Below are 25076 nucleotides of genomic sequence, written 5' to 3' on the forward strand. Positions count from 1 at the left end.
CCTGCTAAAAGCGGGCCAGAGGCTGGCCCGAGTGTGATTTACTGGGCAGCAGCTTCAAATTTGGCCAGCAGTGCGGCCTGTTTTGGATCTTTGCTGAAATCATCAAATAGCGGTTGGACAGCAGCGCGGAACGGGGCTTTATCCACCTTGATAATTTCTCCACCCATCGCTTTGGCCTGGGCGCGAGTGTCTGCGTCAACTTTGTCCCATAGCGTTTGCTGATACGTTTCTGACGCTTTTGCCGCTTTCACCAAAATCTGTTGCTGTTCTGGCGTGAGCTTGTCCCAGGTTTTTGTTGAGATAACCAGGAAGTCAGGGATAGAGGCGTGTTCATCTTCAGAGAACACTTTGGCAATTTCGATATGGCGCGTTTGTACCCAGGATGGCACGTTATTTTCTGCGCCATCCACCACGCCTTGCTGCATGGCGGTATACACTTCACCAAATGAAATAGGCGTTGGTGAACCGCCCATTAACTCAATCATTTTAATGGTGGTCGGGCTTGCCTGAACGCGAATTTTTAAACCTTTTAAATCTTCCGGTTTAGTAATGGGTTTTTTGGCATAAAAACTACGCGTGCCCGCAACATAGGCTGAAAGCGCAAAGAAACCTTTATCTTTGGTCGATTCCATTATCTCTTTACCGACGTCACCAAAAACGACTTTATTAAAATGCGCCTGGTCTTTAAATAAGAACGGTAAATTATAAATAGCATAAATATTGTCAAATGATTCCAGATCGCTGGCGGAACCTTTCGTCATATCCAGCGCCCCGTTTTGCAATAACTCCATCGCTTCACGCGCGCTTCCCATCTGGCTACTTGGGTAAATGCGAATCGTCATTTTGCCGCCAGAAAGCTGCTTAACGTCCTTTGCCAGCGCCTCAAACGCCTGATGCACCACATGGCTGCGCTCAAGATTGTGTGCGAGTTTCAACGTCACTTTCTCGGCCGCCGAAGCGCTGGAAGAAAGTAAGGCCAAAAGAGAGGCGCAGACCAACGTTTTAGTAAAAGAGAGAGGTTTCATTAATAGGCTCCATGCGCATTAAATAGAATGGTATATATCTATAGAGATAATTTGACTTCCTGTGTGACACATTACCTTAGTTGTACGACAACTTTACAGTGCGAGCCTCACACTTTTTAATGGTCTACGTATTTAATGCGATATTTGTGCGCTGGGTTTTATTTATTTAGGTTGGATTTATTTGTTTTTTATATAATTAAGGAAATACTTTCTCGATGGCTCGGTAAAGCCGAGTAATAAGCCCGCTATTAATTATTAATAAATAATGGCGGGCTTATTATTTAATTTATTCGCTCAGAAACAGTTCCAATAGCGAGTTCAAAAACAGCTTCCCGTGCTCGGTAATCTGCCAGAACTGCGCGCACTCGGTCAGGTAACCTTCTGCCAGCGCTTTATCAATCTGCGGGCGAATCACGCTTTCGTCGAGGCCTGTATAGGCACTGAACTCAGCGCGTGGCGCAGGCTCCAGCAAACGGAAGCGGTTCATAAAGAACTCGAACGGTTTATCGCTGTTTTCCACATCGTGCTGGCGCTCCAGATAACGCCCTTCCATATAACCGCGCGGATGGCGCGTTTTGGCCGTGCGCAGAATACGCCCGTCCGGGAAGGTCACTTTACCATGCGCACCACAGCCAATGCCGAGGTAGTCGCCAAAGCGCCAGTAGTTGAGGTTGTGCTGGCACTGATAGCCTGGCTTGGCGTAGGCCGACGTTTCGTACTGCTGGTAGCCTGCGGCGGTCAGCAGTTTATGGCCCTGCTCGAAGATATCCCACAGGTCATCGTCGTCCGGTAGCACCGGCGGGCGCGAACCAAACAGGGTGTTGGGCTCAATGGTCAACTGATACCACGACAAATGCGGAGGAGACAGTTCGATGGCCTGGCGCAGGTCGCTTAGCGCCTCTGCCAGAGATTGATCTGGCAGGCCGTGCATCAGGTCGAGGTTGAAACTACGCAGCCCCAGGCCGGTTGCCAGCCGCGCCGCGCGTTTAGCCTCCTCTGGCCCGTGGATACGCCCAAGACGCTTCAGCTTACTTTCGCTAAAGCTCTGCACCCCGATAGAAATACGGTTAACGCCCGCGCGTTGATACTCAACGAAACGGTCGGCCTCTACCGTTCCCGGGTTGGCTTCCATGGTAATTTCTGCATCAGCGGCCAGATTCAGACGTGAACGCACGCCGTCGAGCAGGGTTTGCATCGCCGGGCCAGACAGCAGGCTCGGCGTACCGCCACCGATAAAAATGGTCTTTACTTCACGTCCCTGTGCGTAGGCGACATCGGCGTCTAAATCGCTCAGCAGATGCTGCACGTAGTCGTCGTGAGGAACTTCGCCCTTCAGCGCATGCGAGTTGAAATCGCAGTACGGGCATTTCTGCACGCACCACGGGATATGAATGTAGAGACTCAGCGGCGGCAAATTAACCATTACGTAGCGCTTCCAGTAACAGCTTCAGCGCTTGCCCACGGTGAGAAATCGCGATTTTCTCTGCACGCGTTAGTTCTGCTGCCGTTTTGCCTTCAGACGGCACGTAGAAGATAGGATCGTAACCAAAGCCGCCTTCACCCGCCGGAGCGCGAGTAATCACACCAGGCCAGCAACCGTGGCATACCAGTGGCGTCGGGTCTTCTGCGTGGCGCAGATACACCAGCACGCAGTGGAACTGCGCCTGACGTTTTTCGTCCGGCACGTCTTTCAGCGTTTCCAGCAGTTTTTGCAGGTTGCGCTCGTCGGTTGCGCCTTCGCCGGAATAGCGAGCGGAGTAAATCCCCGGTGCGCCACCGAGCACATCAACGGCCAGCCCTGAATCGTCGGCGATAGCCGGTAAGCCGGTAATCTGGGCGGCATGGTGCGCTTTAAGAATGGCGTTTTCGATAAACGTCAGTCCGGTTTCCTCGGCGGATTCTACGCCAAGCTCGGTTTGGGCGACGATATCAAGACCAAAATCGCCGAGCAGCGAGGCCAGCTCGCGCACTTTACCGGCGTTGCCGGTAGCGAGGACAACTTTTTGCATGGGATATCCTAATTTTTCAGGGCATCGACGCCCGGTGGGATGTGTTGCGGATGAATAATTTTAACCTGTTTATGCCGCCCCAGTTCACCTTTCTCGATGATGACCTGGCTTTTGGCGACCTTAAACTGTTTGGCGAGATACTTCACCAAATGGGCATTGGCTTGCCCATCAACGGGAGGGGCGGTAATGGCGACTTTTAACTCGTCGCCATGTAAACCCACAATGCTGTCACGGCTGGCCTTTGGCTGAATGTACAGCCGCAGAACCAGCCCGTCATCACAGGAGGTAACGGCACTCATAGCGCCATCCACAGCCCCGGTAGCAGCATATTGCCGGTTGCCTGTAGTACTTCGGCGATCCCCATGTTGCATACATACAGCAGCAGCACCAGAACCATTGGCGAGAAATCAATTCCCCCCATTGATGGCAGCAGGCGGCGAATGGGGCGCAGCAGCGGGTCGGCTAATTGCATCAGCACAAACTCAACCGGGCTACGGCCCTGGCTGACCCAGCTCATGATAGCCATTAACAGCAGCACCCAGAAAATCAGCAGACCGATGGTTTTCAGCAAGATAAGCACCGCTGAAATCCAGATAATCGGCTGGAAGGTGACAACCATAAACAGCACGATAGCTTTCAGCACGCACAGCACGAAGGCCACCAGCAGCGATGAGCTGTCGAGCGGCCCCATTGCTGGAATAATACGACGCAGCGGCCCGACAATCGGCTGAGTAATTCTCACCACAAACTGAGAGAACGGGTTGTAAAAGTCGCAGCGCGCCCACTGCATCCAAACGCGCAGTAGCAGTACCATTGTGTACAGTTCAATGACTGTAGAAAGCAGGAAGGTCAACGTCTTCATGGCGTTCCTTGAGGTTCCTTATTTTTTTGTGTAATCACGCGCACCAAAAATCGCGGTGCCGATACGTACCATTGTACTACCTGCCGCAATGGCAGCTTCCATGTCATCTGACATGCCCAATGAGAGCGTGTCTACGGTTGGGTAGTTTGCCTTGAGCCGCGCAAATGCTACTGCCATTTGGCTGGCGACGGCAAACTGCCGCGCGTATTCGTGTTCCGGCGCGGGAATTGCCATCAGGCCGCGCAGGCAGACGTTTGGCAGCACGGAAATGTCAGCCGCCAACGCATCCATAGCGTCGAGCGTAATGCCAGACTTGCTCTGCTCATCGCTAATGTTGATCTGAATCAGGACGTTGAGCGGCGGCAAATCTTGCGGGCGCTGCTCACTCAGGCGTACTGCAATTTTCAGTCGATCGACGGTATGACACCAATCGAAATGCTCGGCAACAAGGCGACTTTTGTTGGACTGCAACGGGCCAATAAAGTGCCATTGCAGCGAGGTCATGCCCTTTTCACGAAAGTGGCGGATTTTTTCCACCCCTTCCTGGACATAGTTTTCGCCGAATGCCCGTTGGCCTGCCTCGACGGCTTCTTCGACGGCGCTCGCAGGTTTGGTTTTACTGACTGCAAGCAGCGTAACTTCTTCTGAAGAACGGCCGCAACGCTCTGCTGCCGCTGTGATTTTTTCCCTGACCTGTGCCAGGTTATGCGCAATATCGTTCATATGTGCTGGTGGGTCTATGGATATACAAGAAATCGTGGCACTTAGTGTAAAGCATAATGTCTCGGATCTACACCTGTGTAGCAGCAGAGCTGCGCGCTGGCGTCGAGCCGGTAAACTTGAAATTGCGCCATTTCCCGCGCCAGAGCCGGATGCTCTGCTGGCGAGTTGGCTTAATCAAACACAGCAACAAGAGTGGCAGCAGCGCCGACAACTGGATTTTTCACTATCGCTGGAAGGCTGCCCGCGTCTTCGTGCCAGCGCTTTTGCCCATAGCGAGGGCGTTTCGCTGGTACTTCGCCTGTTACCGACACGCTGCCCGACACTTGAAGAGCTGCATACGCCTGTGGCACTGGCGGAATTGCTGCATGAAGAGAGCGGGCTGATTCTGGTTAGCGGGGCGACCGGTAGCGGCAAATCAACGACGCTTGCCGCAATGGTGGGCTACCTTAACCACCATCTGGCGGGGCATATCCTCACGCTGGAAGATCCGGTGGAATTTTTACATACCAGCGCGGGTTGCCTGATTCAGCAGCGGGAAATGGGCCTACATGCGCCGTCGTTTGCCCAGGCGCTGAGAGTAGCGTTACGCCAGGACCCGGACGTTATCTTGCTGGGCGAGTTGCGCGACAGTGAAACTATTCGTCTGGCGCTGACGGCGGCAGAAACCGGGCATCTGGTATTGGCGACGCTGCACACGCGAGGGGCGGCGCAGGCAATTGAACGGTTGGTAGATGTCTTTCCGGCGCAGGAAAAAGATCCGGTTCGCCATCAGCTTGCCAGCAGCCTGTGCGCGGTGCTGGCGCAAAAGCTCCAGCCGGACGGTAAAGGAGGGCGCGTGGCGTTGTTTGAAATGCTGGTTAACACCGCAGCGGTAGGCAACCTGATTCGTGAAGGGAAAACGCATCAGCTTGCGGGCGTGATGCAGACAGGGCTACAAGCGGGGATGCAGACTTTCAGCCAAAGCTACCAACAGCGTCTAAAGGCGGGGCTACTGTAAATAATACATAAACAACATCAATGTATGATTTCTGCACGGAATGATCCTCTGGTACGCTATTTTTATTGCAATGCGGAAACATTTTCACCCCTAGCATATTATTTAAGATAATACTGTGATGAGCATTATCTTTTGATGTGAATAATATATTCAACCGATGAATAATAAAGGTTTTTGTAAATCTAATTATTTATTGCTGTTGCGTAGGTGTGTATTTTTGTAATTAAGGCGTGATTTTTATTGAGGCGGAAGAAAAACTTCCTACGAAATTAATTCTAATATAATAATTGCTTCTACGCTATAAGGATGGGTTTATTGTAATGCTGTGATTACATTATGTTGCGTAGACTTACAAATAAATTTTGATATTCTTTTGACACCTCCAAGCTCTTCGTTCTATCCTGTTTCCGTAATTAGGACTAATCCTATTATATGTTATTTTGGATATCAGTCAGTTCTCATTACTAATGGTATTAGGTTGCCTTTGCTTTGACTGATTAACACCATGATGGTGGATATAGACTATGGAGAGTTTCAAAATGTTTGAAGTAACAGAGAGTGTATCTAATTCCCGCAAGATTATTTTAATCACCCACCCGTCGGTGCAGGCAAATACGTTTGCTAACTACCTTGCTGAATTACTGTCAGTTTCTGTCGATGTACATAACATCAACAAACCTCTGATGCAGCGTTTGAACAAAGGCACGGTGGCGCTGTTCGACATTGCTGTCTCTAACAAGAAGCTGAATGGTATCTGGCGTGACATTATTCGTACACACTTTGAGTCCCCGCGTCTGCTTATTATCAACAGTGCACAGAAGTATGAATTATACGAAATGGCACAATGGCCAGCACTGTACGGCGTATTCCGTCATGACGACGAAGAATCCCGTTTAATTGAAGGCGTTAAAGCGGTCTTAAACGGTGAGCAGACGGCAGAATTGAGCGTTATGCACCCAGCAATGTATGCTGCTGTGGAACATGCTGCTGAAACTCAAGATAGCGTGCCTCTGACCGAGCGTGAGTGTGAAATTCTGAATGAACTCCGCCACGGCGCAACTAATATGGATATTGCGCGAGCGCTGTTTATTAGTGAAAACACCGTGCGTACCCACCTGTATAATGTTTTCCGCAAACTGAGCGTGAAAAACAGAACTCAGGCAGTGAGCTGGGCGAATGAAAACCTGCGCCACTAATTGCCGCTGGCTCATGCCTATGATTACCTGCTGAAGGTTTTCGCGGATTCAGATAAGCGCCCAGGACAAACGTACCTGGGCGTTGTACATCTAGAAACCCTGATCAAAATAACTTTCCAGAATCACGACCGCAGACGCCGAGTCTACGCTGCCTTTATCCAGCGCGCGGAAGCCACCGTGCTCGAACAGCCCTGCACGCGCTTCTACCGTACTCAAACGCTCATCATGCAGCGTAATCGCCACACCAAAGCGCCCATGAATTTTATTGGCAAAGTTACGCGCACGCGCGGTTAACGGCTGTTCAGTGCCGTCCATATTCAACGGCAGGCCGACTATCACGGTATCGGGCTGCCACTCTTTCAGCAGGCGACCAACCGCATTCCAGTCCGGCGTACCATCCTGCGCTTTCAATGCCGCCAGCGGGCGCGCCGTTCCGGTTATCCGTTGACCAATCGCCACACCGATGCTGCGCGTACCAAAATCAAATGCCAGCAGTGTTCCACTCATTATGCGTGCCCCGCAGCGCCAGACATGGTCAGAATATTGATACCAATAAGTTTAGCCGCTTCTTTCCAGCGCTCGCTAATCGGCGTTTTAAACAAGATATTTAAATCTGCAGGTGCGGTAAGCCAAGCGTTATCGAGGATCTCTTGCTCCAGCTGGCCTTTTTCCCAGGAGGCGTAACCCAGTGCGACCAGCACATCTGCAGGTTGGCGCTCTGTGCCGAGTGTCTCCAGCACATCGCGGGAGGTCGTCACAATTGTATTATCCGAGATCCGAATACTGGAGGAAAACGCCGCTGGTGGCGTATGCAAAATAAAACCGCGATCTTCCGCTAGCGGGCCACCCAGCATCACCGGTTTGTCCAGGCGAATCGCGGGATCGCGCGGTTCCGGCTCGATCTTCAGTTTTTCGAGGATGCCTTCAACTTGCAGATTTTCTAGCGGTTTATTAATGATGATGCCCATCGCACCGTCGTCGTTGTATTCGCAGATGTAAACCACGGAACGGCGGAAGATAGGATCCTGAAGGGTTGGCATAGCAATAAGAAAATGATGCTGTAAATTCATTAGCAGAAGTTCTTGTCCTGTTTCAAAAAGCAGCAGTGCCCAGTATGAGGGGAAAGCGCACGGCTGTCACCAGGCTTGCCCATTTGAGCGGGTGGACAAACCTGGATGGCGGCGGGTTCCCTCCCACCGTATTTATTCAACCTATTATTTTTCCAGACGTTTTTCAATTGCGTCCATCAGCATACCGGTGATAGAAATCGGATATTCCGCTTCAATTTCACGCACACAGGTCGGGCTGGTGACGTTAATTTCCGTCAGACGATCGCCAATGATATCGAGGCCAACAAAGATCAACCCTTTCGCTTTCAGCGTCGGGCCGACTTTACGGGCGATAGCCCAGTCGCTCTCGCTTAATGGGCGTGGCTCACCACGACCACCGGCCGCCAGATTACCGCGCGTTTCGCCGCCCTGCGGGATACGCGCCAGGCAGTAAGGCACTGGCTCGCCGTCGATAACCAGCACGCGCTTGTCACCGTCTTTAATCGCGGGCAGGTAGTTCTGCGCCATGCAGTAACGGCTGCCAAGCTCGGTCAGGGTTTCTGCGATAACGCCAATATTTGGATCGCCTTCTTTCACGCGGAAAATAGACGCGCCGCCCATGCCGTCCAGCGGCTTCATAATGATGTCGCCGTGCTTTTGCCAGAACGCTTTAAGCTGTGCTTTATTCCGCGTCACCAGCGTTTCCGGCGTCAGGTCAGAGAACCATGCCGTGAACAGCTTCTCGTTGCAATCGCGTAGGCTCTGCGGTTTGTTAACGATCAGCGTACCTTGTTCTTCCGCACGCTCAAGAATATAAGTGGCATAAATAAATTCGGTATCGAACGGCGGATCTTTACGCATCAGGATAACGTCGAGATCGGCGAGTTTGATCTCTTGCTCGCTGCCAAACTCGTACCATTTATCGTAGTTCTGCTCAACGCTGACCAGGCGGGTACGGGCATAAGATACGCCGTTTTCCAGGTACAGATCGTTCATCTCCATATAATGGAGTTCATAACCGCGACGTTGTGCTTCCAGCAGCATAGCGAAGCTGGTGTCTTTCTTGATGTTAATGTTTGCGATGGGATCCATCACGATGCCGAGCTTGATCATTCTTATTCTCCTTTAACCCAAATCGCCAAAACGCACCTGAAGCGCGGTGATAGCGGTGAGTGCAGTAGTCTCTGTGCGCAAAACGCGAGGCCCCAACAGGATATCAGTAAACTGGTAGCGTGCGGTCATGGCGATTTCATCCGCCGACAGGCCGCCTTCCGGGCCAATCAGCAAACGCACGCGCTCAACCGGTAACGGCAGAGTGTTGATACTGGCGCTGGCGCGCGGATGCAGGTTCAGCTTCAGCGCGTCATCCTGCTCGGCACACCACTCTTCGACATCCATCGCCGGGCGAATTTCCGGAACCTGGTTACGCCCACACTGTTCACAGGCGGCAATGGCGATTTTTTGCCACTGTTGGCGCTTCTTGTTCAGACGCTCAGCATCCAGTTTAACGCCGCAGCGCTCAGAAAAAAGTGGCGTAATGAGGCTTACACCCAGTTCAATCGATTTCTGGATGGTGAATTCCATTTTATCGCCGCGCGACATCACCTGGCCCAGATGAATATGGATCGGCGATTCGCGGTTGTCGAGCGTGCCGCGCTCAATCTCGACGATGACATTTTTCTTGTCAGCCTGTGTGATGACGGCGTCGAAAACCTGATTGCTACCATCAAATAGCTGAATGGCCTGGCCTTTGCCCATGCGCAGGACACGGCCAACGTGGTTGGCGGCATCGTCGCTCAGCGGGATTTGCGTACCGACGGTGATAGCTTGTGGATGATAAATGCGAGGGATGCGCATAGTCTGAATTCCATAGGTTGCGCAGCGAAATTCCCCCTTCCGCGAAGAAGGGGGCTGCGGAGAATTAACGATTGCCGCTAGTGTAGGTTAGCTCTTTTGCGCCTGGCAAGCCTGCAACACATAAGGATTATGGTTGCCCTGAATTTTGGCGATACGCTGGTCGCGTTCGCACTCCCAACTGCTGACTGGATACATTTTGTTCCAGGCGTTGAATAGCTGGGTTTGCTGGCGGGAAAGGGTCAGATGATATTGGTCGCGCATATAGAAGTAGATGCGGGCAATCGCCCCGCGTGAACGCTCCGGCGGCTCGGCCACTTTGCCCTTAAAGTCAACCTTCATGGCGCACTGGCCGTACTGGCCTTCGCCGCCGTTCCACTGGCTGTACATGAAGTTGCCACGGTCGCCGTTCACCTCGCCAACGGCGGGTTGCAGGTTATGCATATCGCTTTCAATCTTGCGGTATTCCGGGTCTTTGGCGCAGTTCTTTCTGCCGCCATCCTGCCAGCACTGGCGCTGGTGGCCGAACTGCCATGCCGGAACCACGTGCTCCCATTCAACGCGGCTGGCGCGGTTTTCGTTTTTACGCACTTTATAGCCGCATGACTCCAGATCGATAACGCCTTTTTTGCCCTGCCAGTTGATTTTACAGCCGCAGTAGAAATCGCCGGGAACGTCGCTGTTAACCTTTACACCCGCTGTTTTTGCCTGAGAAAAACTGTTGATGCCTTCAGCCAGCGCCGAGCCAGAAAGCGCCGCCGCGAGGAAAGCGGCGGCAAAAGATAATTTACGGTACATCACGAACTCCATCTCAAAACAGGTTCGCAACGTAACGAATGTGGTTGTCAGATGCAATCAGTTAGATCGTAAAACTTCCTGTTATTTCCGATGGTTACATTTCTGCAACTAATGGCTCACCGCAGCGTACACAGCGGTATGTTGCTTCACCGCGAACGACGCGATTATGGCGGCGCACGGTAAGCTGATGCTGCTGGCAACGGCAACGATAGGGGAAGGTGTTGGTGCGCACGGAAGCAAGCTCAAACTGATGCGTGCGGCGTGCGGGCACGCCGAGCACGCTCTCCATCATCCATTTCCACTCTTTGCCGTGTGGCGCTTTGCGCCCAAAGTGTTTCCATACCAGCAGGTGCGCCAGCTCATGCGGCACAACTTCATCAATAAAGGCCTGCTGGTTTTCCTGTAACAGCACTGGATTCAGGCGAATTTCATACTGTTGAAGCCACGCCGTACCCGCCGAAGTGCCGCGCTGCTGATAAACCAGCTTCGGTTCTGGGTAGTTGCGGCCCAGCGCCTGGTTTGCCTGGGCGAGTTTTTCCCGCAGGCAGCGCATGACATTCTGTTGGAGGGCGATAGGAATTCGAGGGCTTTTCATAGCGGCTGAGAATAAAGCGAGAAACGAGGTGGTGCAAGAGGAAGCGTCCTCCCGGGCGGGAGGACGCGTTGCCAGGTTAGTCGCGGGCGCCAATTTCGCGCAGCGGACGGCCCTGCATCAGGTTACGTTCAATGTGCTCCAGAGAGACATTTTTGGTTTCAGGAATCAGCCACAGAGTCAGGATGATGAACAGCACGTTCAGGCCGCCGTAAACCCAGAAGGTGTTGGCGCTGCCGAGCGAGTTGAGCATGGTCAGGAAGGTGGCGCCAACAATCATGTTCGCAATCCAGTTGGTGGCAGTCGAGCAGGTGATACCGAAATCGCGGCCTTTCAGCGGCTGAATTTCAGAGCACAGTACCCAAATCAGCGGGCCGGCGCTCATCGCAAAACCGACGATGAACATCAACAGCATCAATACTGCAATGTACTGTGCGGCGGCGGAGTGAATGCCGACATGCATCATCGAACCCAGCACGCCCATGCCTACCGCCATCACGATAAAGCCGAGGACAAGCGTTGGTTTACGGCCCCAGCGGTCAACCAGGCCGATGGCGATAAAGGTCGCCAGCACGTTGGTCAGGCCGACAATAACCGTGCCCCACATCTGTTCGGTGGTGTTGGTGTAGCCCGCCAGTTCAAAGATTTTTGGCGCGTAATACATGATGACGTTCATACCGGTGAATTGCTGCATGATTTGCAGCAGCACGCCGAGGAACACCGCGCGACGGAAGTTGCTGTTCTCTTTAAACAGCGCCCAGCCGCTCTGTTTTACCTTCAGGCTTTCGCGAATTTCATCCAGCTCACGTTTGGCTTCGGCGCTGGTATCACGCAGACGCATCAGTACACGTTCGGCATCGTTGAAGCGGCGTTTCGCGGCAAACCAGCGTGGGCTGTCTGGCAGGAAGATAACGCCAATCAGCAGCAGTACCGCAGGGATGATGATAACGCCCAGCATCCAGCGCCATGCGCCGCTGTAGCTAAAGGCGGTGTCAGACAAATAAGCGCCGAGAATACCAATGGTAATCATCAACTGATACATAGAAATCATACTGCCGCGAATTTTCTCCGGCGCGATTTCAGACAGGTACAGCGGCGCGGTGTAGGAGGCAACGCCCACCGCCAGGCCCAGCAGCACGCGAGAAACTAACAGCACTTCGACGTTTGGCGCGGCGGCGGAGAACAGAGAACCGGCGACGAATAGCACCGCGCCAATCATCAGGCTTTTCTTACGGCCCAGGCGGAAGGAGAGCCAGCCGCTGCCGACAGCACCAACGGCAGCACCAAACATCATGGAACTGACCACCCATTCCTGAGTGTGTGGGCTGAGCTGGAAGTCATTAGTAATAAACGGTAGTGCACCAGCAATCACGCCGATATCAAGGCCAAACAGCAGTCCAGCAAGAGCGGCTAAGAAGCAGACAAAGAAGGTCATTGTCTTGTTCGAGCGGCCCGGTTTTTTAGCGTTAGGCATGATGCCCTCCGGTTGAATTATTGATTCTGTCGATAATTAGGGTAGGAGAGTGAGCCGTAAAAAAACGTGACGCTAATCACGGCTGTGTAATCGGTTACACTGAGGGGTGATTAACGGTTTTATTTAATGCATTTAAAATCATGTAGATACGTTTTAATTTTTGATAAATAAAAAATAATAATGAGATTTTCCTGAAACATTTGCGAAGCATGGCGCAATAAGATGAAACGCTGTTTCATTGGTGTCTGGCGGCGCTGATGGCGTCAGGAAGGCAGAAATGTAATCGCTTACATCAAAATGTGAAGAACTGTAAAATAGCTGTAGGAAGGGCAAAATAGCAGGCATAAAAAAGCCAGCCGCAAGGCTGGCTTCTTATCGACAATAGCAGGGCTTATTTCAGACCAGCAGCTTCGCGCAGTTGAGCGGCTTTGTCGGTTTTTTCCCACGGGAAGTTTTCGCGACCGAAGTGACCGTATGCCGCCGTCTCTTTGTAGATTGGGTGCAGCAGATCCAGCATCTGAATCAGGCCGTATGGACGCAGGTCGAAGAACTCACGCACCAGCAGGATCAGTTGCTCAGCAGGGACTTTTTCAGTACCGAAGGTTTCCACCATGATAGAGGTTGGCTCCGCCACGCCGATAGCGTAGGAAACCTGAATCTCACAGCGGTCAGCAAGGCCTGCGGCAACGATGTTTTTCGCGACATAACGTGCAGCGTATGCCGCAGAGCGGTCAACTTTAGACGGATCTTTACCAGAGAATGCACCGCCGCCGTGACGCGCCATGCCGCCGTAAGTATCAACGATGATTTTACGACCGGTCAGGCCACAGTCACCCATTGGGCCACCGATAACGAAACGGCCCGTTGGGTTGATAAAGAATTTGGTCGATGCGTTCAGCCATTCGGTAGGCAGAACCGGCTTGATGATCTCTTCCATCACCGCTTCTTGCAGTGATTTCTGGTCGATGCTTTCAGCGTGCTGAGTAGACAGAACCACCGCATCAATACCGACAACTTTGCCATTGTCGTACTGGAAAGTTACCTGGCTTTTCGCATCCGGGCGCAGCCACGGCAGCGTGCCGTTTTTACGCACTTCAGCCTGACGCTGCACCAGACGGTGTGCGTAGGTGATAGGCGCTGGCATCAGCACGTCGGTTTCGTTGGTCGCATAGCCGAACATCAGGCCCTGGTCGCCCGCGCCCTGTTCCAGCGGATCGGCACGGTCAACGCCCTGGTTGATATCTGGGGATTGTTTGCCGATAGCGCTCAGGACGGCGCAAGAGTTGGCATCAAAGCCCATATCAGAATGCACATAGCCAATTTCGCGAACGGTCTTACGGGTGATCTCTTCGATATCAACCCATGCGCTAGTGGTGATTTCGCCACCGACCAGCACCATACCGGTTTTGACGTAAGTTTCGCACGCTACGCGGGCTTTCGGATCTTGTTCGAGGATCGCGTCCAGCACGGCGTCAGAAATTTGGTCCGCAATTTTGTCAGGATGCCCTTCAGATACAGACTCGGACGTAAAAAGGTGTTTTGCCATATTTAATTTCACCCAATAAGAATTTGGTTAGCTCAAACTGTTGTACTGAATAGCCTAGGTGGAAGATTCTACCATGGACTTATAGGTTGATGTCACTGGCAGTCTGAGTGTTAATCGGTATAGATGGATTAACATCTGGATGGCTATTTTAGGTCAGTTGTTCACTTCATTTCCAGTGTTTTTTGAGATCGAACACATTCACCTGATCTATATGATGGAAATTTTTCCTGACACTGTCGGCAATCTGCACATTTATATTTTGCATTTTTGCTGGGTTATCGGTATAAAACGCCGCGCGCGGCTCATACCTAAAAAGCACACGGTTTTCTCCGTGTCGCCACTTCCAGCCGGGCTAAAACTTTTGCTTTGGCTTTTGGTTCGTCTTACGGGGCGGCCGTGGAGGTGATACGAGATAATGAACCGTTGTATTCTGCCAATTTTGTCGTGCCGTTCTGGCGCGAACATGTTCCTCGCAACTCCCATTTCTGCTTTGCATACCAGCCGATGTTATACCCATTTCGGCGCTTCTCAGGACTCCAGAGCCGGTCGGTAACTGAAGACTGAACAAGGGCGCTCTTGTGATGACAAGAGTTTTCTCGTGGTTTCGCTGAACCGTCATTTCGGCTTCAGGTGCGTGTTTTACAATGATATGAATAAGAAACCGGTCGCACAGTCGGTGCGTCAGCATGTTCTGCTGCCTTATCAGACTGTTTATGGGTTGTTATCGCAACGTTACGCTGCGATAGTAGTTAACTGTTTTACACTTGTTATAAATAATTGAGGTTCGCTATGTCTGACGACATTTCATTGGATTCGCTTTCGTCAGCAGGCGAACGCGGTGTACTACGTTCCATGCAGGAGGTTGCGATGAGCTCCCAGGAAGCCAGCAAAATGCTACGCACATACAACATTGCCTGGTGGGGCAATAACTACTACGACGTCAACGAGCTGGGGCACATTAGCGTCTGCCCAGACCCGGATGTACCGGAAGCGCGCGTTGATCTCGCTCAGTTGGTAAAAGCCCGCGAAGCGCAAGGGCAGCGCCTGCCCGCACTGTTCTGCTTCCCGCAGATTTTGCAACATCGCCTGCGCTCCATTAACGCCGCGTTCAAACGCGCGCGTGAATCTTACGGCTATAACGGCGACTACTTCCTGGTTTACCCGATTAAGGTCAACCAGCATCGTCGGGTGATTGAATCCCTGATTCACTCCGGCGAACCGCTGGGGCTGGAAGCAGGTTCCAAAGCCGAGCTGATGGCGGTACTGGCACATGCGGGCATGACCCGTAGCGTGATCGTCTGTAACGGCTATAAAGACCGCGAATATATTCGTATGGCGCTGGTCGGCGAAAAGATGGGTCACAAGGTCTATCTGGTTATCGAGAAAATGTCCGAAATCGCCATCGTGCTGGAAGAAGCCGAGCGCCTGAACGTGGTTCCGCGTCTGGGTGTGCGTGCGCGTCTGGCCTCGCAGGGTTCCGGTAAATGGCAGTCCTCCGGTGGTGAAAAATCCAAATTCGGCCTGGCGGCTACTCAGGTACTGCAACTGGTGGATATTCTGCGCGATGCAGGCCGTCTTGAAAGCCTGCAACTGCTGCACTTCCACCTCGGTTCGCAGATGGCGAACATCCGCGATATCGCCACCGGCGTGCGTGAATCAGCCCGTTTCTACGTTGAGCTGCACAAGCTCGGCGTTAACATTCAGTGTTTCGACGTGGGCGGCGGCCTGGGCGTGGACTACGAAGGTACACGCTCGCAGTCTGACTGCTCGGTCAACTATGGTTTGAATGAGTACGCCAACAACATCATCTGGGCTATCGGCGATGCCTGCGAAGAAAACGGCCTGCCGCACCCTACGGTGATTACCGAGTCTGGTCGTGCGGTGACTGCTCACCACACGGTGCTGGTGTCCAATATTATTGGCGTTGAACGTAACGAATATACCGAGCCAACCGCACCAGCAGACGATGCGCCGCGCGCGCTGCAAAGCATGTGGGAAACCTGGCAAGAGATGCACGAGCCTGGCAACCGCCGTTCGCTGCGTGAATGGCTGCACGACAGCCAGATGGACTTGCACGATATCCATCTTGGTTACTCTGCCGGAACGTTTGACCTGCAACAGCGCGCCTGGGCAGAGCAGCTCTATCTGAGCATGTGTCATGAAGTGCAAAAACAGCTCGACCCAAGCAACCGTGCGCACCGTCCGATTATCGACGAGCTGCAAGAACGTATGGCGGATAAAATTTACGTCAACTTCTCGCTGTTCCAGTCAATGCCGGATGCATGGGGTATCGACCAGTTGTTCCCGGTTCTGCCGCTGGAAGGCTTAAACCAGGTGCCGGAACGTCGCGCAGTGCTGCTGGACATCACCTGTGACTCTGACGGCTCTATCGATCACTACGTCGATGGTGACGGTATTGCGACCACCATGCCGATGCCGGAATATGACCCAGAGAACCCGCCAATGCTGGGCTTCTTTATGGTTGGGGCGTATCAGGAAATTCTCGGCAACATGCATAACCTGTTCGGCGATACCGAAGCGGTTGACGTGTTTGTGTTCCCTGACGGCAGCGTAGAAGTGGAGCTGTCCGACGAAGGCGACACCGTGGCAGACATGCTGCAATACGTTCAGCTTGACCCGAACAAACTGCTGACTCAGTTCCGCGACCAGGTGAAAAACACCGGCCTGGACGAAGCGCTGCAACAGCAGTTCCTGGAAGAGTTTGAAGCGGGTTTGTACGGCTATACTTATCTGGAAGACGAGTAGCCGTTGTTGCCCGGTGGCGCTGCGCTTACCGGTACCTACAAGGTACGCCGCCATCCGGCGACATTAGCGATACTTACTTGAATCCGTACAAAATAACGGCGATAATTTGCCGTAAATACGCAATTCGCAAATCAATCCCTTCCTCGTCGGGCCTAACGACGCGGAGGGGATTTTTTTTTACCGTGATTTTATAAGAGGTCAGCACATGAGCACCTTAGGTCATCAATACGATAACTCCCTGGTTTCCAACGCGTTTGGTTTTCTACGTCTGCCGATGAACTTCCAGCCGTACGACAGCGATGCCGATTGGGTGATTACTGGCGTACCGTTTGATATGGCGACCTCTGGTCGTGCCGGTGGTCGTCACGGCCCTGCGGCGATTCGTCAGGTTTCGACCAACCTGGCCTGGGAGCACAACCGCTTCCCGTGGAACTTCGACATGCGCGAGCGCCTGAACGTGGTTGACTGCGGCGATTTGGTTTATGCCTTCGGCGATGCCCGCGAAATGAGCGAAAAACTGCAAGCGCACGCAGAAAAACTGCTGGCGGCGGGCAAGCGGATGCTCTCTTTCGGCGGTGACCACTTCGTGACGCTGCCGCTGCTGCGCGCGCACGCTAAGCACTTCGGCAAAATGGCGCTGGTGCATTTCGACGCCCACACCGATACCTACGCCAACGGCTGCGAATTTGACCACGGCACGATGTTCTACACAGCACCGAACGAAGGGCTGATTGACCCGAACCACTCCGTACAGATTGGTATTCGTACCGAGTTCGATAAAGACAATGGCTTCACCGTGCTGGATGCCTGCCAGGTGAACGATCGCGGCGTTGACGACATCATCGCTCAGGTAAAACAAATCGTCGGCGATATGCCGGTATACCTGACCTTTGACATCGACTGCCTTGACCCAGCGTTTGCGCCAGGAACCGGTACGCCAGTGATTGGCGGCCTGACTTCAGACCGCGCTATCAAACTGGTGCGCGGCCTGAAAGATCTCAACATTGTTGGCATGGACGTGGTGGAAGTGGCTCCGGCGTACGACCAGTCCGAAATTACCGCACTGGCGGCGGCAACGCTGGCGCTGGAAATGCTCTATATCCAGGCGGCGAAAAAAGGCGAATAAGCCTTACGTGCTGGCTACTGCTGCGCGACGCATGCGCAGCAGTAGCATTCCTCCGGCGAGCAGCGTGATTATCTGCGACACCACCAGAACCGAAAAACCGGAACTGACCGACCCCACTGATTTCATTACCATTCCCATCACCAGCGGAATAAACGCCGCGCAGATATTACCAATACCGTTGATAATCCCATAGGCACTACCCACCGCTTCTCTGGCAGCATGATGCTGGATAACGGCAGGAATAGCCGCGCCCTGTAGCCCCCAAAACACATTCGCCGACAGCATAAACAGCGCCAGCAACGCAGGCTGGTGGCTTAACATCAGTGCCACCACGGAAAGCGCCGTCAGCAAACCGCCCACCACAAACAGTATTGGCGCTTGTTCTGGGCGCATTTTATCAAGCAGAACGCCGCCGAGAAATTTTGACCCCAGGCTTAACAGGAAAGGGATCGCCGCCAGCAAACCGGTCGCGTGGAGCGAGAAGTGGTGCTCATCGCGCAGCCATGCCGGTAGCCAGGCGCTGCTGCCCCACAGATAACTGAGGGTGGCGATTTCAACCCATAAAATCCAGCCCAGCAACGGCGTTTGCCAGGCGAGGGAAAAGGTCTGCCTAAAGCTCGGCTTAGCCTGCTTGCTGACCACGCGCGGCGCGGGCAGAAAGCGCCAGATTAACCCGCCGCCCAGCACCAGATTCAGCAGCGCCAGCGCGTAAAACGACCCCATCCAGCCCAAATGTGCCATCAGCCAGGTGACCAGCGGGAACCCCACCGCCAGCCCCAAAGAGACCCCTAGCGCAGTCACCGCATTGGGTTTGCCTATCTCGTCGGCGTTAAAGTTATCGCTGATAAAACGCGTTTTAAGCGAAAACAGCGGCCCTTCGGCAATGCCCAGAATCACGCGGGCGACCAACATCCCCATCAGCGACCCTAACAGCGGTGATATGGCGCAAACGACCGCCCAAATCATAATGCTGGCTAATAAACCCTGTCGGTAATGCAGTTTGCTTTCTATAACTGGAGTTAATAATAAAGCTGAAAAACCATAACCCAGAAGAAAGCATGTCATCAGCATTCCCTGTAACATACTGTTTTCATTTAACTGAAAATGTGCGGCAAACTCTGGGTTAAGAATCATCACCGAGATATTTACCCGGTCAACGTAGGAAATAATTATTAACAACAGTAATACGATTGTTCCTTGCCATCTTGCCGTCATCACTTCCGCCTTTATGATTTTTATCTGATGAAGTTTATATCGAGGTTATTATCACGCTACTAAAATGGTTCATATATGAAACTCATTGTTTAATAACGATAAAATAACACCGTGTTTCACGGGTGAAACTATTTGATGCTCGCGATTTATAATTCATAGAGATCAATGTAAGAAGAAGTCAATATTTATTATTAAAAATGAGAGGCCATTAATAAAACGTATTTATCGCAGCTCAATTATGAAAATTTCATATTGCTGCATTTTTTCGTGATCGTTTGCACACTTAGCTAATTAAATGCGTTTGGATTAACAAATTCTTCACATTGCCGCTTGACGAAATATTCACCGCTTTTATATTGAGCGTATTAAATAAGAAACAAAGTTTCATATATGAAACAAAAGCCTGGAGGATCGCGATGAGCTGGATAGGCGTGTGTGACGCAGAACAAGTACAGGAAGATTTCCCTTTTAGCGGCAACGTCGAAGGCAAAGAGATCGGCGTTTATTTAATCGACGGCGAATATTACGCGCTGGAAGACGTATGCCCCCACGCCTATGCGCTGCTGAGCCAGGGTTTTGTCGAAGACGGCAAGGTGGAATGCCCGCTGCATGAAGCGGTATTCGACGTGAAAACCGGCCAATGCCTGCATGGCCCCGGTGGCCGAAACCTCAACCGTTATCCGGTGCGAGTCTTTGAAAACCAGATTCAGATTACCTTTATCGAGGAGACCGTGGCATGAGCGACATCCTGAACATCAACCCCGCGCTGCCGGAAAGCCGCCAGTTTACCCCACCAGCGGAAGGCGGCAACGGTGCCATTCATAAGCCCGGTGATTACACCAATCTGATTTGGCAAACCCGCAGCCGCGTCCCGGAAAACTGGGAATTGAAGCTCATCGCCACGCTGGAAGATTTATTTGAACAGGGCGCTGAAACCCTGCCGGAACTGGTGAGTGGCCTGAATGCGCTGAAGATGCACGACCAGCAGGGCGAAGCGTGGAGCGACGCCAGCTTCCAGGCATTTTTACAGGTTAACGGCTACTGAGGACAGGGCGATGACGACAACCGTACAACATTATCTCGACAAGGGCCTGCGCGGCCTGTGGTATCCGGTACTGGCAAGCTGGGAAGTCCAGTCTGCGCCAGTTGGCATCACCCGCCTGGGCGAGCAAATCGTCGTCTGGCGTAACAAAGATGGCCAGGTACAAGCACTGGAAGACCGCTGCCCGCACCGTGGTGCGCGCCTGTCGATGGGCTGGAATCTTGGCGACCGCATCGCCTGCTGGTATCACGGCGTTGAAGTCGCGGGTAACGGCGAAGTGAAAGATGTCCCGGCGGTAGACAAATGCCCGCTGGTGGGCCAACAGTGCGTGCGCAGCTACAACGTACAGGAAGCGCACGGCGCTATCTTCCTGTGGTTTGGCGTGACCGCTGATCAACAGCCAGACGAGCTGAGCTTCCCGGCGGAGCTGGCCGATAGCGATACCTACAGTAACTTTCTCTGCACCGCTGCCTGGAAATGCAACTACCAGTACGCGCTGGAAAACGTGATGGATCCGATGCACGGCACTTATCTGCACTCGTCGTCGCACTCGATGGCGGAAGGCGATCGCAAAGCTGACATGGTGCTACAGCCGACGAAAACCGGCTTTATCTTCGAGAAAAAAGGCCAGAGCGGCGTCAACTTTGACTGGGTAGAACTCGGCAACAGCGGCACGTTCTGGATGCGCCTGTCGATTCCGTACAAAAAGCGCTTTGGGCCTGGCGGGCACTTCTTTATCGTCGGCATGGTTGTGCCGGAAGACAACGACAACTGCCGCGTATTCTTCTGGCGTATTCGCCGCGTGCAGGGCTGGCAGCGCGACATGTGGCGCTTCATGTACCGCAACAGCCTCGAAAAACTGCACTGGGAAGTACTGGAACAAGACCGCGTGGTACTGGAAAGCCTGGCGCCCAACGCCCGCGAACATGAATACCTGTATCAGCATGACGTCGGGCTTTCACGCCTGCGCCGCATGATGCAAAAGGCCGCCAAAGAGCAGTTAGCCATTCGCGAACAACAGCAAGGTGCTGCCTGATGAACGGCCTGCTAAACGGCAAACGTATTGTCGTCACCGGCGCGGCGCGCGGCCTGGGCTATCACTTTGCCAAAGCCTGCGCCGAGCAAGGTGCGACGGTGGTGATGTGCGACATTCTGGCGGGGGAACTGGCAGAACGCGCTCACAGCCTGCGCGAGCAAGGGCTGCGTATTGAATCTCACCCCATTGATTTGGCGGATGCCCACTCCATTGACACGGTTTTCCGCGCCATTGGCGAGCAGGGGCCCATTGACGGGCTGGTGAACAACGCCGCGCTGGCGACCGGCGTGGGCGGCAAAAACATGCTCGATTACGACCCGGATCTGTGGGATCGCGTTATGAGCGTCAACGTCAAAGGCACCTGGCTTGTCACCCGCGCGGCGGTTCCGCTGCTGCGCGAAGGGGCGGGTATCGTCAATGTGGCCTCCGACACGGCGCTGTGGGGCGCGCCGCGCCTGATGGCGTATGTCGCCAGCAAAGGCGCGGTGATTGCGATGACTCGCTCAATGGCGCGCGAACTGGGCGAAAAACGCATTCGTATCAACGCCATTGCGCCGGGTTTAACCCGTGTTGAAGCCACCGAATATGTGCCTGCCGAGCGCCATCAGTTGTATGAAAATGGCCGTGCGCTGAGCGGCGTGCAGCAGCCGGAAGACGTTACCGGTAGCGTGGTGTGGCTATTAAGCGACCTGTCAGGGTTCATTACCGGACAACTGATCCCGGTCAACGGCGGCTTTGTTTTTAACTGATTCACGAGGTCGAAATGGCAAACAGTCAGGAAGTGAAATACCTGGTGCCGGGGCTGGAGCGCGGGCTACAACTGCTGCTGGCCTTTGGCGAGCAGCATCGCGAACTGACCTTTGCCGAGCTGCACAGGCTGGCGGATATGCCGAAAGCCACCGCCTATCGCGTGGTGCAAACGCTGGAATATATGGGGTTTCTGGAGCGCAACGCGCGCACCAATACCTTTTCGCTGGGCATGAACGTGCTGCGGCTGGGCTTTGAATATATTGCCTCTCTGGATGTGGCGCAGGTGGGGCAGCCGGTAATTGAACAACTGCGCGATATCAGCCAGTGCAGCAGCCATCTGGCCATTCGCGATGGGCGCGACATTATCTACATCGCCCGCGTCAGCGCCGCCGGTTCGCGGATTAACCAGGTGAGTATTGGCACTCGTTTGCCGGTGCACTGCACTTCGCTGGGGCGCATGTTACTGACCGACCTTTCTCGCGGCGATTTTGAACACCTGTTCCCGGACGAACGGCTGCCGGGCAACACGCCGGGGCAGCTTTATGACCGTGAAGCGCTGTGGCAAATGGTGCAGCAAGACAAAGCGCGGGGCTACGTGATTGGCGAATCCTTCTACCGCCAGGGGATCTCCTCGATTGTCTACCCGGTGTATGACCGCAGCGGACGCGTGGCGGCGGTGGTGAGCATTCTGGTGCCATCAGAGGAGATCCCGCAAAGCTCGCGGGAACGGCTACAAACCGAGGTTCGCATGGCGGCGGACAAAATTTCTGGCTTCTTAGGACATCTTTCACAGGCCAGTTAAATCAATACGTTAACGTCAGGCGCTTCACTGCGTCGGGCATGTTTTACGCCCAAATTTGGGCAGCGACCGGTAAATGAGGCAACGAACGATGAGCGTAATCGGAATTGAAAAGCTGGAATTTGGCGTCGATAACCTGACGCATTGCGCCAAATTTATGCGTGATTTTGGCCTGACGGGCGATGCCAGCGGGCAACGTTTTACCACTCTGAGCGGGGCGCGCGTGGAGCTGAACCCGACGGATAGCCCAAACCTGCCACCGGCATTTGAAGCGGGCAACACCTTGCGCCGCATGACCTGGGCGGTTGCCAGTCAGCACGATTTAGATGCGCTGCGCCCGAAGCTCGAGCAGCAGCCTGGTTTCCGTGATTTAGGGGAATCGCTGGAGTGTCGCGACCCGAACGGTATGACGCTGCGGGTGCAGGTGAGCCAGCAGGTGGCGGTTGAGCTGAACGTCGAGCCAATTAACCAGTGGGGCGATGTGCGCCGCATCGACACGCCAAGCCCAGTTTACGCCCATGCCCAGCCGATTAACGTCGGGCACGTGGTGTTCTTCGTTGAAGAGTTAGCGGCGGTTGAAAAATTCTATCGTGAGGTGCTCGGTTTCCAGGTTTCTGACCGTTATATCAACCGCGCGGTGTTCCTGCGCTGCGGTGTGCGCGGCGGTCATCACAACCTCTTTTTACTGCAACTGCCTAACCGCAAACGCGGCCTGAACCATGTTGCCTTTACCGTGCGTGATATCCACGAGGTTATCGGCGGCGGCATCGCAATGAACAAAAACGCCTGGAGCACCTTTATTGGCCCCGGTCGCCATCCTGTGTCATCGGCCTATTTCTGGTACGTCAACAGCCCCACCGGCGGCGCGTTTGAGTATTACACCAACGATGACTACCTGACTGAAAACTGGCAGCCGCGCGAGCTGGAACACTCGCTGGTTTCCTTTACCGAATGGGCGGTGGAAGGCGGAATTGACCACGACACCCGTCGTCAGCAGAAAAAACCGGAGGCGGTATGACGACGCGGATAGTCATTATCGGCGGCGGCCAGGCGGGCGGTTGGGCGGCAAAAACGCTGCGTGACGAAGGCTTTGACGGCGAAATCTGCGTGGTGGCAGAAGAGCAGTGGGATTTCTACGAGCGCCCGCCGCTGTCGAAAGCCTCTTTGCTGGAGCCGAATGCCGCCTTGCCACGCCTGTTCAGCGAAGATGCCCAACAGGCGCTGAACCTGAGCTGGCGTCGCCCGCTGCGCGCGCAATCTATCGACCGTCGCGGGAAAACGGTGCAATTGAGCAACGGTGAACAGCTTAGTTACAACATCCTTTTACTCGCCACCGGTGGGCGGGCGCGGCTGCCGGATGACGCATGGGCGAAGCATCCGCAGGTTTATACCTTACGCCATTGGCAGGACGCACAGCGGCTGAAAGCCCGGCTGGCGAACAGCCAAAAACTGGCGATTATCGGCGGTGGCTGGATTGGCCTGGAGATTGCGGCCTCGGCGCGTAAAAGCGGTGTGGCGGTCACGTTGTTTGAACAGCAGCCCGCGCTGTGTATGCGCTCGGTCAGCCACGAAGTGTCACAGCAGTTGGCGGCTATTCATCGCCAGCAGGACGTGGATATCCGCTGTGGCTGCGGTGCGCTGGAGCTGGAAGACAACCACGGCCTGCCGGTGATTCATTGCGACGGTCAACGTGAAACATTTGATGCGGTCGTGGTGGGGATCGGTGTCGATCTCAATCTGGAATTGGCGCGTGACGCCGGATTGCACACCGAACGCGGGATCGTGGTTGATGCGCAAGGCCGCACCTCGGATCCGCACATTTTCGCGGCGGGCGATGTGGCGCAGCATCACCATTACGGATTGTGCATCCAGTCGTGGGCGTTTGCACAGAATCAGGCGGTCGCGACGGCGAAAGCGATGCTGAATGCCAACGCCGCCGGTTACGACGAAGCGCCGTGGCTGTGGTCGGATCAATACCAGCACAATATCCAGATCCTCGGCATACCGCAGCCCGGTAGCCGAACGGTGGTACGCGACGGGGCGCTGTTTTTCTCCCTCGACGACCACGGGCGGTTGACGCAGTTGGTCGCGTTCAACGACCCGCGCACGGTCAAGCTGGCAAAACGCTGGATGGCGGCGGGGCGGGATCTTTCCGCCGTGCCGCTCACTGACCCCACTTTTTCGCTGATGTCATTGCGATAACCCACGCGCACCCTC

At 53.8% G+C, this 25076-nt stretch carries 29 protein-coding genes; 14 read left to right on the top strand and 15 right to left on the bottom strand.

Translation table 11 applies throughout. The features are described from left to right. Positions 1-38: 38 nt before the first annotated feature. From AC6I4B_RS04075 to AC6I4B_RS04100, 6 genes are all read right to left on the bottom strand, one after another. Positions 39-1025, bottom strand: coding sequence for a TRAP transporter substrate-binding protein (locus tag AC6I4B_RS04075; protein WP_497769804.1), 987 nt, complete (start codon positions 1023-1025; stop codon positions 39-41). A 286-nt stretch (positions 1026-1311) separates the two neighbouring features. Beyond that, positions 1312-2448, bottom strand: a complete 1137-nt coding sequence (gene hemW / locus AC6I4B_RS04080; protein ID WP_497769805.1) for a radical SAM family heme chaperone HemW — start codon at positions 2446-2448, stop codon at positions 1312-1314. Further along, the gene (locus tag AC6I4B_RS04085) at positions 2441-3034 is read right to left on the bottom strand and encodes an XTP/dITP diphosphatase (RefSeq protein ID WP_497769807.1); all 594 of its coding nucleotides are present in this window, start codon (positions 3032-3034) and stop codon (positions 2441-2443) included. Before AC6I4B_RS04085 ends, hemW begins: the two co-directional genes overlap by 8 nt. 8 nt (positions 3035-3042) lie before the next feature. After that, complete coding sequence (yggU, locus tag AC6I4B_RS04090; protein WP_497769808.1) at positions 3043-3333, bottom strand: DUF167 family protein YggU; 291 nt, start codon at positions 3331-3333, stop codon at positions 3043-3045. Beyond that, positions 3330-3896: a YggT family protein gene (locus AC6I4B_RS04095; RefSeq protein WP_497769810.1), complete on the bottom strand. Its 567-nt coding sequence runs from the start codon at positions 3894-3896 to the stop codon at positions 3330-3332. Before AC6I4B_RS04095 ends, yggU begins: the two co-directional genes overlap by 4 nt. Before the next feature lie 18 nt (positions 3897-3914). Next, positions 3915-4619: a YggS family pyridoxal phosphate-dependent enzyme gene (locus AC6I4B_RS04100; RefSeq protein ID WP_497769811.1), complete on the bottom strand. Its 705-nt coding sequence runs from the start codon at positions 4617-4619 to the stop codon at positions 3915-3917. A gap of 16 nt (positions 4620-4635) precedes the next feature. On the opposite strand from AC6I4B_RS04100, the gene AC6I4B_RS04105 reads away from it, so the two are divergent. Both AC6I4B_RS04105 and AC6I4B_RS04110 read left to right on the top strand, forming a co-directional pair. Next, positions 4636-5616 (top strand): type IV pilus twitching motility protein PilT, encoded by a 981-nt coding sequence (locus tag AC6I4B_RS04105; protein WP_497769813.1) that lies wholly within the window; start codon positions 4636-4638, stop codon positions 5614-5616. 539 nt (positions 5617-6155) lie between these two features. Then, positions 6156-6812 carry a LuxR C-terminal-related transcriptional regulator gene (locus AC6I4B_RS04110; RefSeq protein WP_497769814.1) on the top strand — a complete coding sequence of 219 codons (657 nt, stop codon included), beginning with the start codon at positions 6156-6158 and terminating at the stop codon, positions 6810-6812. Positions 6813-6902: 90 nt separating this feature from the next. Here AC6I4B_RS04110 and ruvX read toward each other — a convergent pair whose 3' ends face one another. The 8 genes from ruvX to metK all read right to left on the bottom strand — a co-directional run bounded on the left by ruvX (position 6903) and on the right by metK (position 14125). Continuing rightward, complete coding sequence (ruvX, locus tag AC6I4B_RS04115) at positions 6903-7319, bottom strand: Holliday junction resolvase RuvX (protein ID WP_497769816.1); 417 nt, start codon at positions 7317-7319, stop codon at positions 6903-6905. Then, complete coding sequence (locus AC6I4B_RS04120; RefSeq protein ID WP_497769817.1) at positions 7319-7882, bottom strand: YqgE/AlgH family protein; 564 nt, start codon at positions 7880-7882, stop codon at positions 7319-7321. Before AC6I4B_RS04120 ends, ruvX begins: the two co-directional genes overlap by 1 nt. Positions 7883-8026: 144 nt before the next feature. Beyond that, the gene (gene gshB, locus AC6I4B_RS04125) at positions 8027-8974 is read right to left on the bottom strand and encodes a glutathione synthase (protein ID WP_497769818.1); all 948 of its coding nucleotides are present in this window, start codon (positions 8972-8974) and stop codon (positions 8027-8029) included. Positions 8975-8986: 12 nt separating this feature from the next. Beyond that, positions 8987-9718 (bottom strand): 16S rRNA (uracil(1498)-N(3))-methyltransferase, encoded by a 732-nt coding sequence (gene rsmE, locus AC6I4B_RS04130; RefSeq protein ID WP_497769820.1) that lies wholly within the window; start codon positions 9716-9718, stop codon positions 8987-8989. An 87-nt stretch (positions 9719-9805) separates the two neighbouring features. After that, entirely contained in the window at positions 9806-10513 is a 708-nt protein-coding gene (endA, locus tag AC6I4B_RS04135; protein ID WP_497769821.1) for a deoxyribonuclease I, read from the bottom strand. A 94-nt stretch (positions 10514-10607) separates the two neighbouring features. Further along, a complete protein-coding gene (locus AC6I4B_RS04140) occupies positions 10608-11108 on the bottom strand; it encodes a SprT family zinc-dependent metalloprotease (RefSeq protein WP_497769823.1) in 501 nt (166 codons plus the stop codon). 76 nt (positions 11109-11184) lie between these two features. Continuing rightward, complete coding sequence (locus tag AC6I4B_RS04145) at positions 11185-12579, bottom strand: sugar porter family MFS transporter (protein ID WP_497769825.1); 1395 nt, start codon at positions 12577-12579, stop codon at positions 11185-11187. Between the two features lie 391 nt (positions 12580-12970). Continuing rightward, entirely contained in the window at positions 12971-14125 is a 1155-nt protein-coding gene (metK, locus tag AC6I4B_RS04150; protein WP_497769826.1) for a methionine adenosyltransferase, read from the bottom strand. Between the two features lie 139 nt (positions 14126-14264). Between metK and AC6I4B_RS04155 the strand changes: the two genes are divergently transcribed. The 5 genes from AC6I4B_RS04155 (at position 14265) to speB (ending at position 18017) form a co-directional block, all read left to right on the top strand. Then, positions 14265-14531 carry a hypothetical protein gene (locus AC6I4B_RS04155; RefSeq protein WP_497769828.1) on the top strand — a complete coding sequence of 89 codons (267 nt, stop codon included), beginning with the start codon at positions 14265-14267 and terminating at the stop codon, positions 14529-14531. Between the two features lie 9 nt (positions 14532-14540). Further along, positions 14541-14678 carry a small protein YqgG gene (gene yqgG, locus AC6I4B_RS04160; RefSeq protein WP_497769829.1) on the top strand — a complete coding sequence of 46 codons (138 nt, stop codon included), beginning with the start codon at positions 14541-14543 and terminating at the stop codon, positions 14676-14678. A 96-nt stretch (positions 14679-14774) separates the two neighbouring features. Continuing rightward, positions 14775-14906 carry an acid stress response protein YqgB gene (gene yqgB, locus AC6I4B_RS04165; protein WP_497769831.1) on the top strand — a complete coding sequence of 44 codons (132 nt, stop codon included), beginning with the start codon at positions 14775-14777 and terminating at the stop codon, positions 14904-14906. Positions 14907-14914: 8 nt separating this feature from the next. After that, a complete protein-coding gene (gene speA, locus AC6I4B_RS04170; protein WP_497769832.1) occupies positions 14915-16891 on the top strand; it encodes a biosynthetic arginine decarboxylase in 1977 nt (658 codons plus the stop codon). Positions 16892-17096: 205 nt separating this feature from the next. Beyond that, the gene (speB, locus tag AC6I4B_RS04175; protein WP_002434404.1) at positions 17097-18017 is read left to right on the top strand and encodes an agmatinase; all 921 of its coding nucleotides are present in this window, start codon (positions 17097-17099) and stop codon (positions 18015-18017) included. A 3-nt stretch (positions 18018-18020) separates the two neighbouring features. Here the strand turns inward: speB and AC6I4B_RS04180 are convergent, their stop codons facing one another. After that, a complete protein-coding gene (locus tag AC6I4B_RS04180; protein WP_497769834.1) occupies positions 18021-19232 on the bottom strand; it encodes an MFS transporter in 1212 nt (403 codons plus the stop codon). 416 nt (positions 19233-19648) lie between these two features. Between AC6I4B_RS04180 and AC6I4B_RS04185 the strand changes: the two genes are divergently transcribed. The 7 genes from AC6I4B_RS04185 (at position 19649) to AC6I4B_RS04215 (ending at position 25061) form a co-directional block, all read left to right on the top strand. Further along, positions 19649-19972 carry a Rieske (2Fe-2S) protein gene (locus AC6I4B_RS04185; RefSeq protein ID WP_035892012.1) on the top strand — a complete coding sequence of 108 codons (324 nt, stop codon included), beginning with the start codon at positions 19649-19651 and terminating at the stop codon, positions 19970-19972. After that, on the top strand, positions 19969-20277 hold the full coding sequence (locus AC6I4B_RS04190; RefSeq protein WP_497769836.1) for a recombinase-like helix-turn-helix domain-containing protein: 309 nt from the start codon (positions 19969-19971) through the stop codon (positions 20275-20277). The genes AC6I4B_RS04185 and AC6I4B_RS04190 overlap by 4 nt, the downstream gene beginning before the upstream one ends. Before the next feature lie 10 nt (positions 20278-20287). Further along, entirely contained in the window at positions 20288-21310 is a 1023-nt protein-coding gene (locus AC6I4B_RS04195) for a Rieske 2Fe-2S domain-containing protein (protein WP_497769837.1), read from the top strand. After that, positions 21310-22059, top strand: a complete 750-nt coding sequence (locus AC6I4B_RS04200) for an SDR family oxidoreductase (RefSeq protein WP_497769839.1) — start codon at positions 21310-21312, stop codon at positions 22057-22059. Before AC6I4B_RS04195 ends, AC6I4B_RS04200 begins: the two co-directional genes overlap by 1 nt. A 14-nt stretch (positions 22060-22073) precedes the next feature. Next, positions 22074-22862: an IclR family transcriptional regulator gene (locus AC6I4B_RS04205; protein WP_497769840.1), complete on the top strand. Its 789-nt coding sequence runs from the start codon at positions 22074-22076 to the stop codon at positions 22860-22862. 88 nt (positions 22863-22950) lie between these two features. After that, a complete protein-coding gene (locus AC6I4B_RS04210; protein WP_497769842.1) occupies positions 22951-23877 on the top strand; it encodes a VOC family protein in 927 nt (308 codons plus the stop codon). Further along, complete coding sequence (locus tag AC6I4B_RS04215) at positions 23874-25061, top strand: NAD(P)/FAD-dependent oxidoreductase (protein ID WP_497769844.1); 1188 nt, start codon at positions 23874-23876, stop codon at positions 25059-25061. Before AC6I4B_RS04210 ends, AC6I4B_RS04215 begins: the two co-directional genes overlap by 4 nt. Positions 25062-25076: the final 15 nt, after the last annotated feature.

The organism is Kluyvera fluvialis, from assembly GCF_059725275.1.

What these genes read in the sequence shown, in the direction of transcription:
- AC6I4B_RS04075 (WP_497769804.1), bottom strand. Translation starts at nt 1,025, where the DNA reads ATGAAACCTCTCTCTTTTACTAAAACGTTGGTCTGCGCCTCTCTTTTG.
- hemW (WP_497769805.1), bottom strand. Translation starts at nt 2,448, where the DNA reads ATGGTTAATTTGCCGCCGCTGAGTCTCTACATTCATATCCCGTGGTGC.
- AC6I4B_RS04085 (WP_497769807.1), bottom strand. Translation starts at nt 3,034, where the DNA reads ATGCAAAAAGTTGTCCTCGCTACCGGCAACGCCGGTAAAGTGCGCGAG.
- yggU (WP_497769808.1), bottom strand. Translation starts at nt 3,333, where the DNA reads ATGAGTGCCGTTACCTCCTGTGATGACGGGCTGGTTCTGCGGCTGTAC.
- AC6I4B_RS04095 (WP_497769810.1), bottom strand. Translation starts at nt 3,896, where the DNA reads ATGAAGACGTTGACCTTCCTGCTTTCTACAGTCATTGAACTGTACACA.
- AC6I4B_RS04100 (WP_497769811.1), bottom strand. Translation starts at nt 4,619, where the DNA reads ATGAACGATATTGCGCATAACCTGGCACAGGTCAGGGAAAAAATCACA.
- AC6I4B_RS04105 (WP_497769813.1), top strand. Translation starts at nt 4,636, where the DNA reads ATGGATATACAAGAAATCGTGGCACTTAGTGTAAAGCATAATGTCTCG.
- AC6I4B_RS04110 (WP_497769814.1), top strand. Translation starts at nt 6,156, where the DNA reads ATGTTTGAAGTAACAGAGAGTGTATCTAATTCCCGCAAGATTATTTTA.
- ruvX (WP_497769816.1), bottom strand. Translation starts at nt 7,319, where the DNA reads ATGAGTGGAACACTGCTGGCATTTGATTTTGGTACGCGCAGCATCGGT.
- AC6I4B_RS04120 (WP_497769817.1), bottom strand. Translation starts at nt 7,882, where the DNA reads ATGAATTTACAGCATCATTTTCTTATTGCTATGCCAACCCTTCAGGAT.
- gshB (WP_497769818.1), bottom strand. Translation starts at nt 8,974, where the DNA reads ATGATCAAGCTCGGCATCGTGATGGATCCCATCGCAAACATTAACATC.
- rsmE (WP_497769820.1), bottom strand. Translation starts at nt 9,718, where the DNA reads ATGCGCATCCCTCGCATTTATCATCCACAAGCTATCACCGTCGGTACG.
- endA (WP_497769821.1), bottom strand. Translation starts at nt 10,513, where the DNA reads ATGTACCGTAAATTATCTTTTGCCGCCGCTTTCCTCGCGGCGGCGCTT.
- AC6I4B_RS04140 (WP_497769823.1), bottom strand. Translation starts at nt 11,108, where the DNA reads ATGAAAAGCCCTCGAATTCCTATCGCCCTCCAACAGAATGTCATGCGC.
- AC6I4B_RS04145 (WP_497769825.1), bottom strand. Translation starts at nt 12,579, where the DNA reads ATGCCTAACGCTAAAAAACCGGGCCGCTCGAACAAGACAATGACCTTC.
- metK (WP_497769826.1), bottom strand. Translation starts at nt 14,125, where the DNA reads ATGGCAAAACACCTTTTTACGTCCGAGTCTGTATCTGAAGGGCATCCT.
- AC6I4B_RS04155 (WP_497769828.1), top strand. Translation starts at nt 14,265, where the DNA reads ATGGCTATTTTAGGTCAGTTGTTCACTTCATTTCCAGTGTTTTTTGAG.
- yqgG (WP_497769829.1), top strand. Translation starts at nt 14,541, where the DNA reads ATGAACCGTTGTATTCTGCCAATTTTGTCGTGCCGTTCTGGCGCGAAC.
- yqgB (WP_497769831.1), top strand. Translation starts at nt 14,775, where the DNA reads ATGAATAAGAAACCGGTCGCACAGTCGGTGCGTCAGCATGTTCTGCTG.
- speA (WP_497769832.1), top strand. Translation starts at nt 14,915, where the DNA reads ATGTCTGACGACATTTCATTGGATTCGCTTTCGTCAGCAGGCGAACGC.
- speB (WP_002434404.1), top strand. Translation starts at nt 17,097, where the DNA reads ATGAGCACCTTAGGTCATCAATACGATAACTCCCTGGTTTCCAACGCG.
- AC6I4B_RS04180 (WP_497769834.1), bottom strand. Translation starts at nt 19,232, where the DNA reads ATGACGGCAAGATGGCAAGGAACAATCGTATTACTGTTGTTAATAATT.
- AC6I4B_RS04185 (WP_035892012.1), top strand. Translation starts at nt 19,649, where the DNA reads ATGAGCTGGATAGGCGTGTGTGACGCAGAACAAGTACAGGAAGATTTC.
- AC6I4B_RS04190 (WP_497769836.1), top strand. Translation starts at nt 19,969, where the DNA reads ATGAGCGACATCCTGAACATCAACCCCGCGCTGCCGGAAAGCCGCCAG.
- AC6I4B_RS04195 (WP_497769837.1), top strand. Translation starts at nt 20,288, where the DNA reads ATGACGACAACCGTACAACATTATCTCGACAAGGGCCTGCGCGGCCTG.
- AC6I4B_RS04200 (WP_497769839.1), top strand. Translation starts at nt 21,310, where the DNA reads ATGAACGGCCTGCTAAACGGCAAACGTATTGTCGTCACCGGCGCGGCG.
- AC6I4B_RS04205 (WP_497769840.1), top strand. Translation starts at nt 22,074, where the DNA reads ATGGCAAACAGTCAGGAAGTGAAATACCTGGTGCCGGGGCTGGAGCGC.
- AC6I4B_RS04210 (WP_497769842.1), top strand. Translation starts at nt 22,951, where the DNA reads ATGAGCGTAATCGGAATTGAAAAGCTGGAATTTGGCGTCGATAACCTG.
- AC6I4B_RS04215 (WP_497769844.1), top strand. Translation starts at nt 23,874, where the DNA reads ATGACGACGCGGATAGTCATTATCGGCGGCGGCCAGGCGGGCGGTTGG.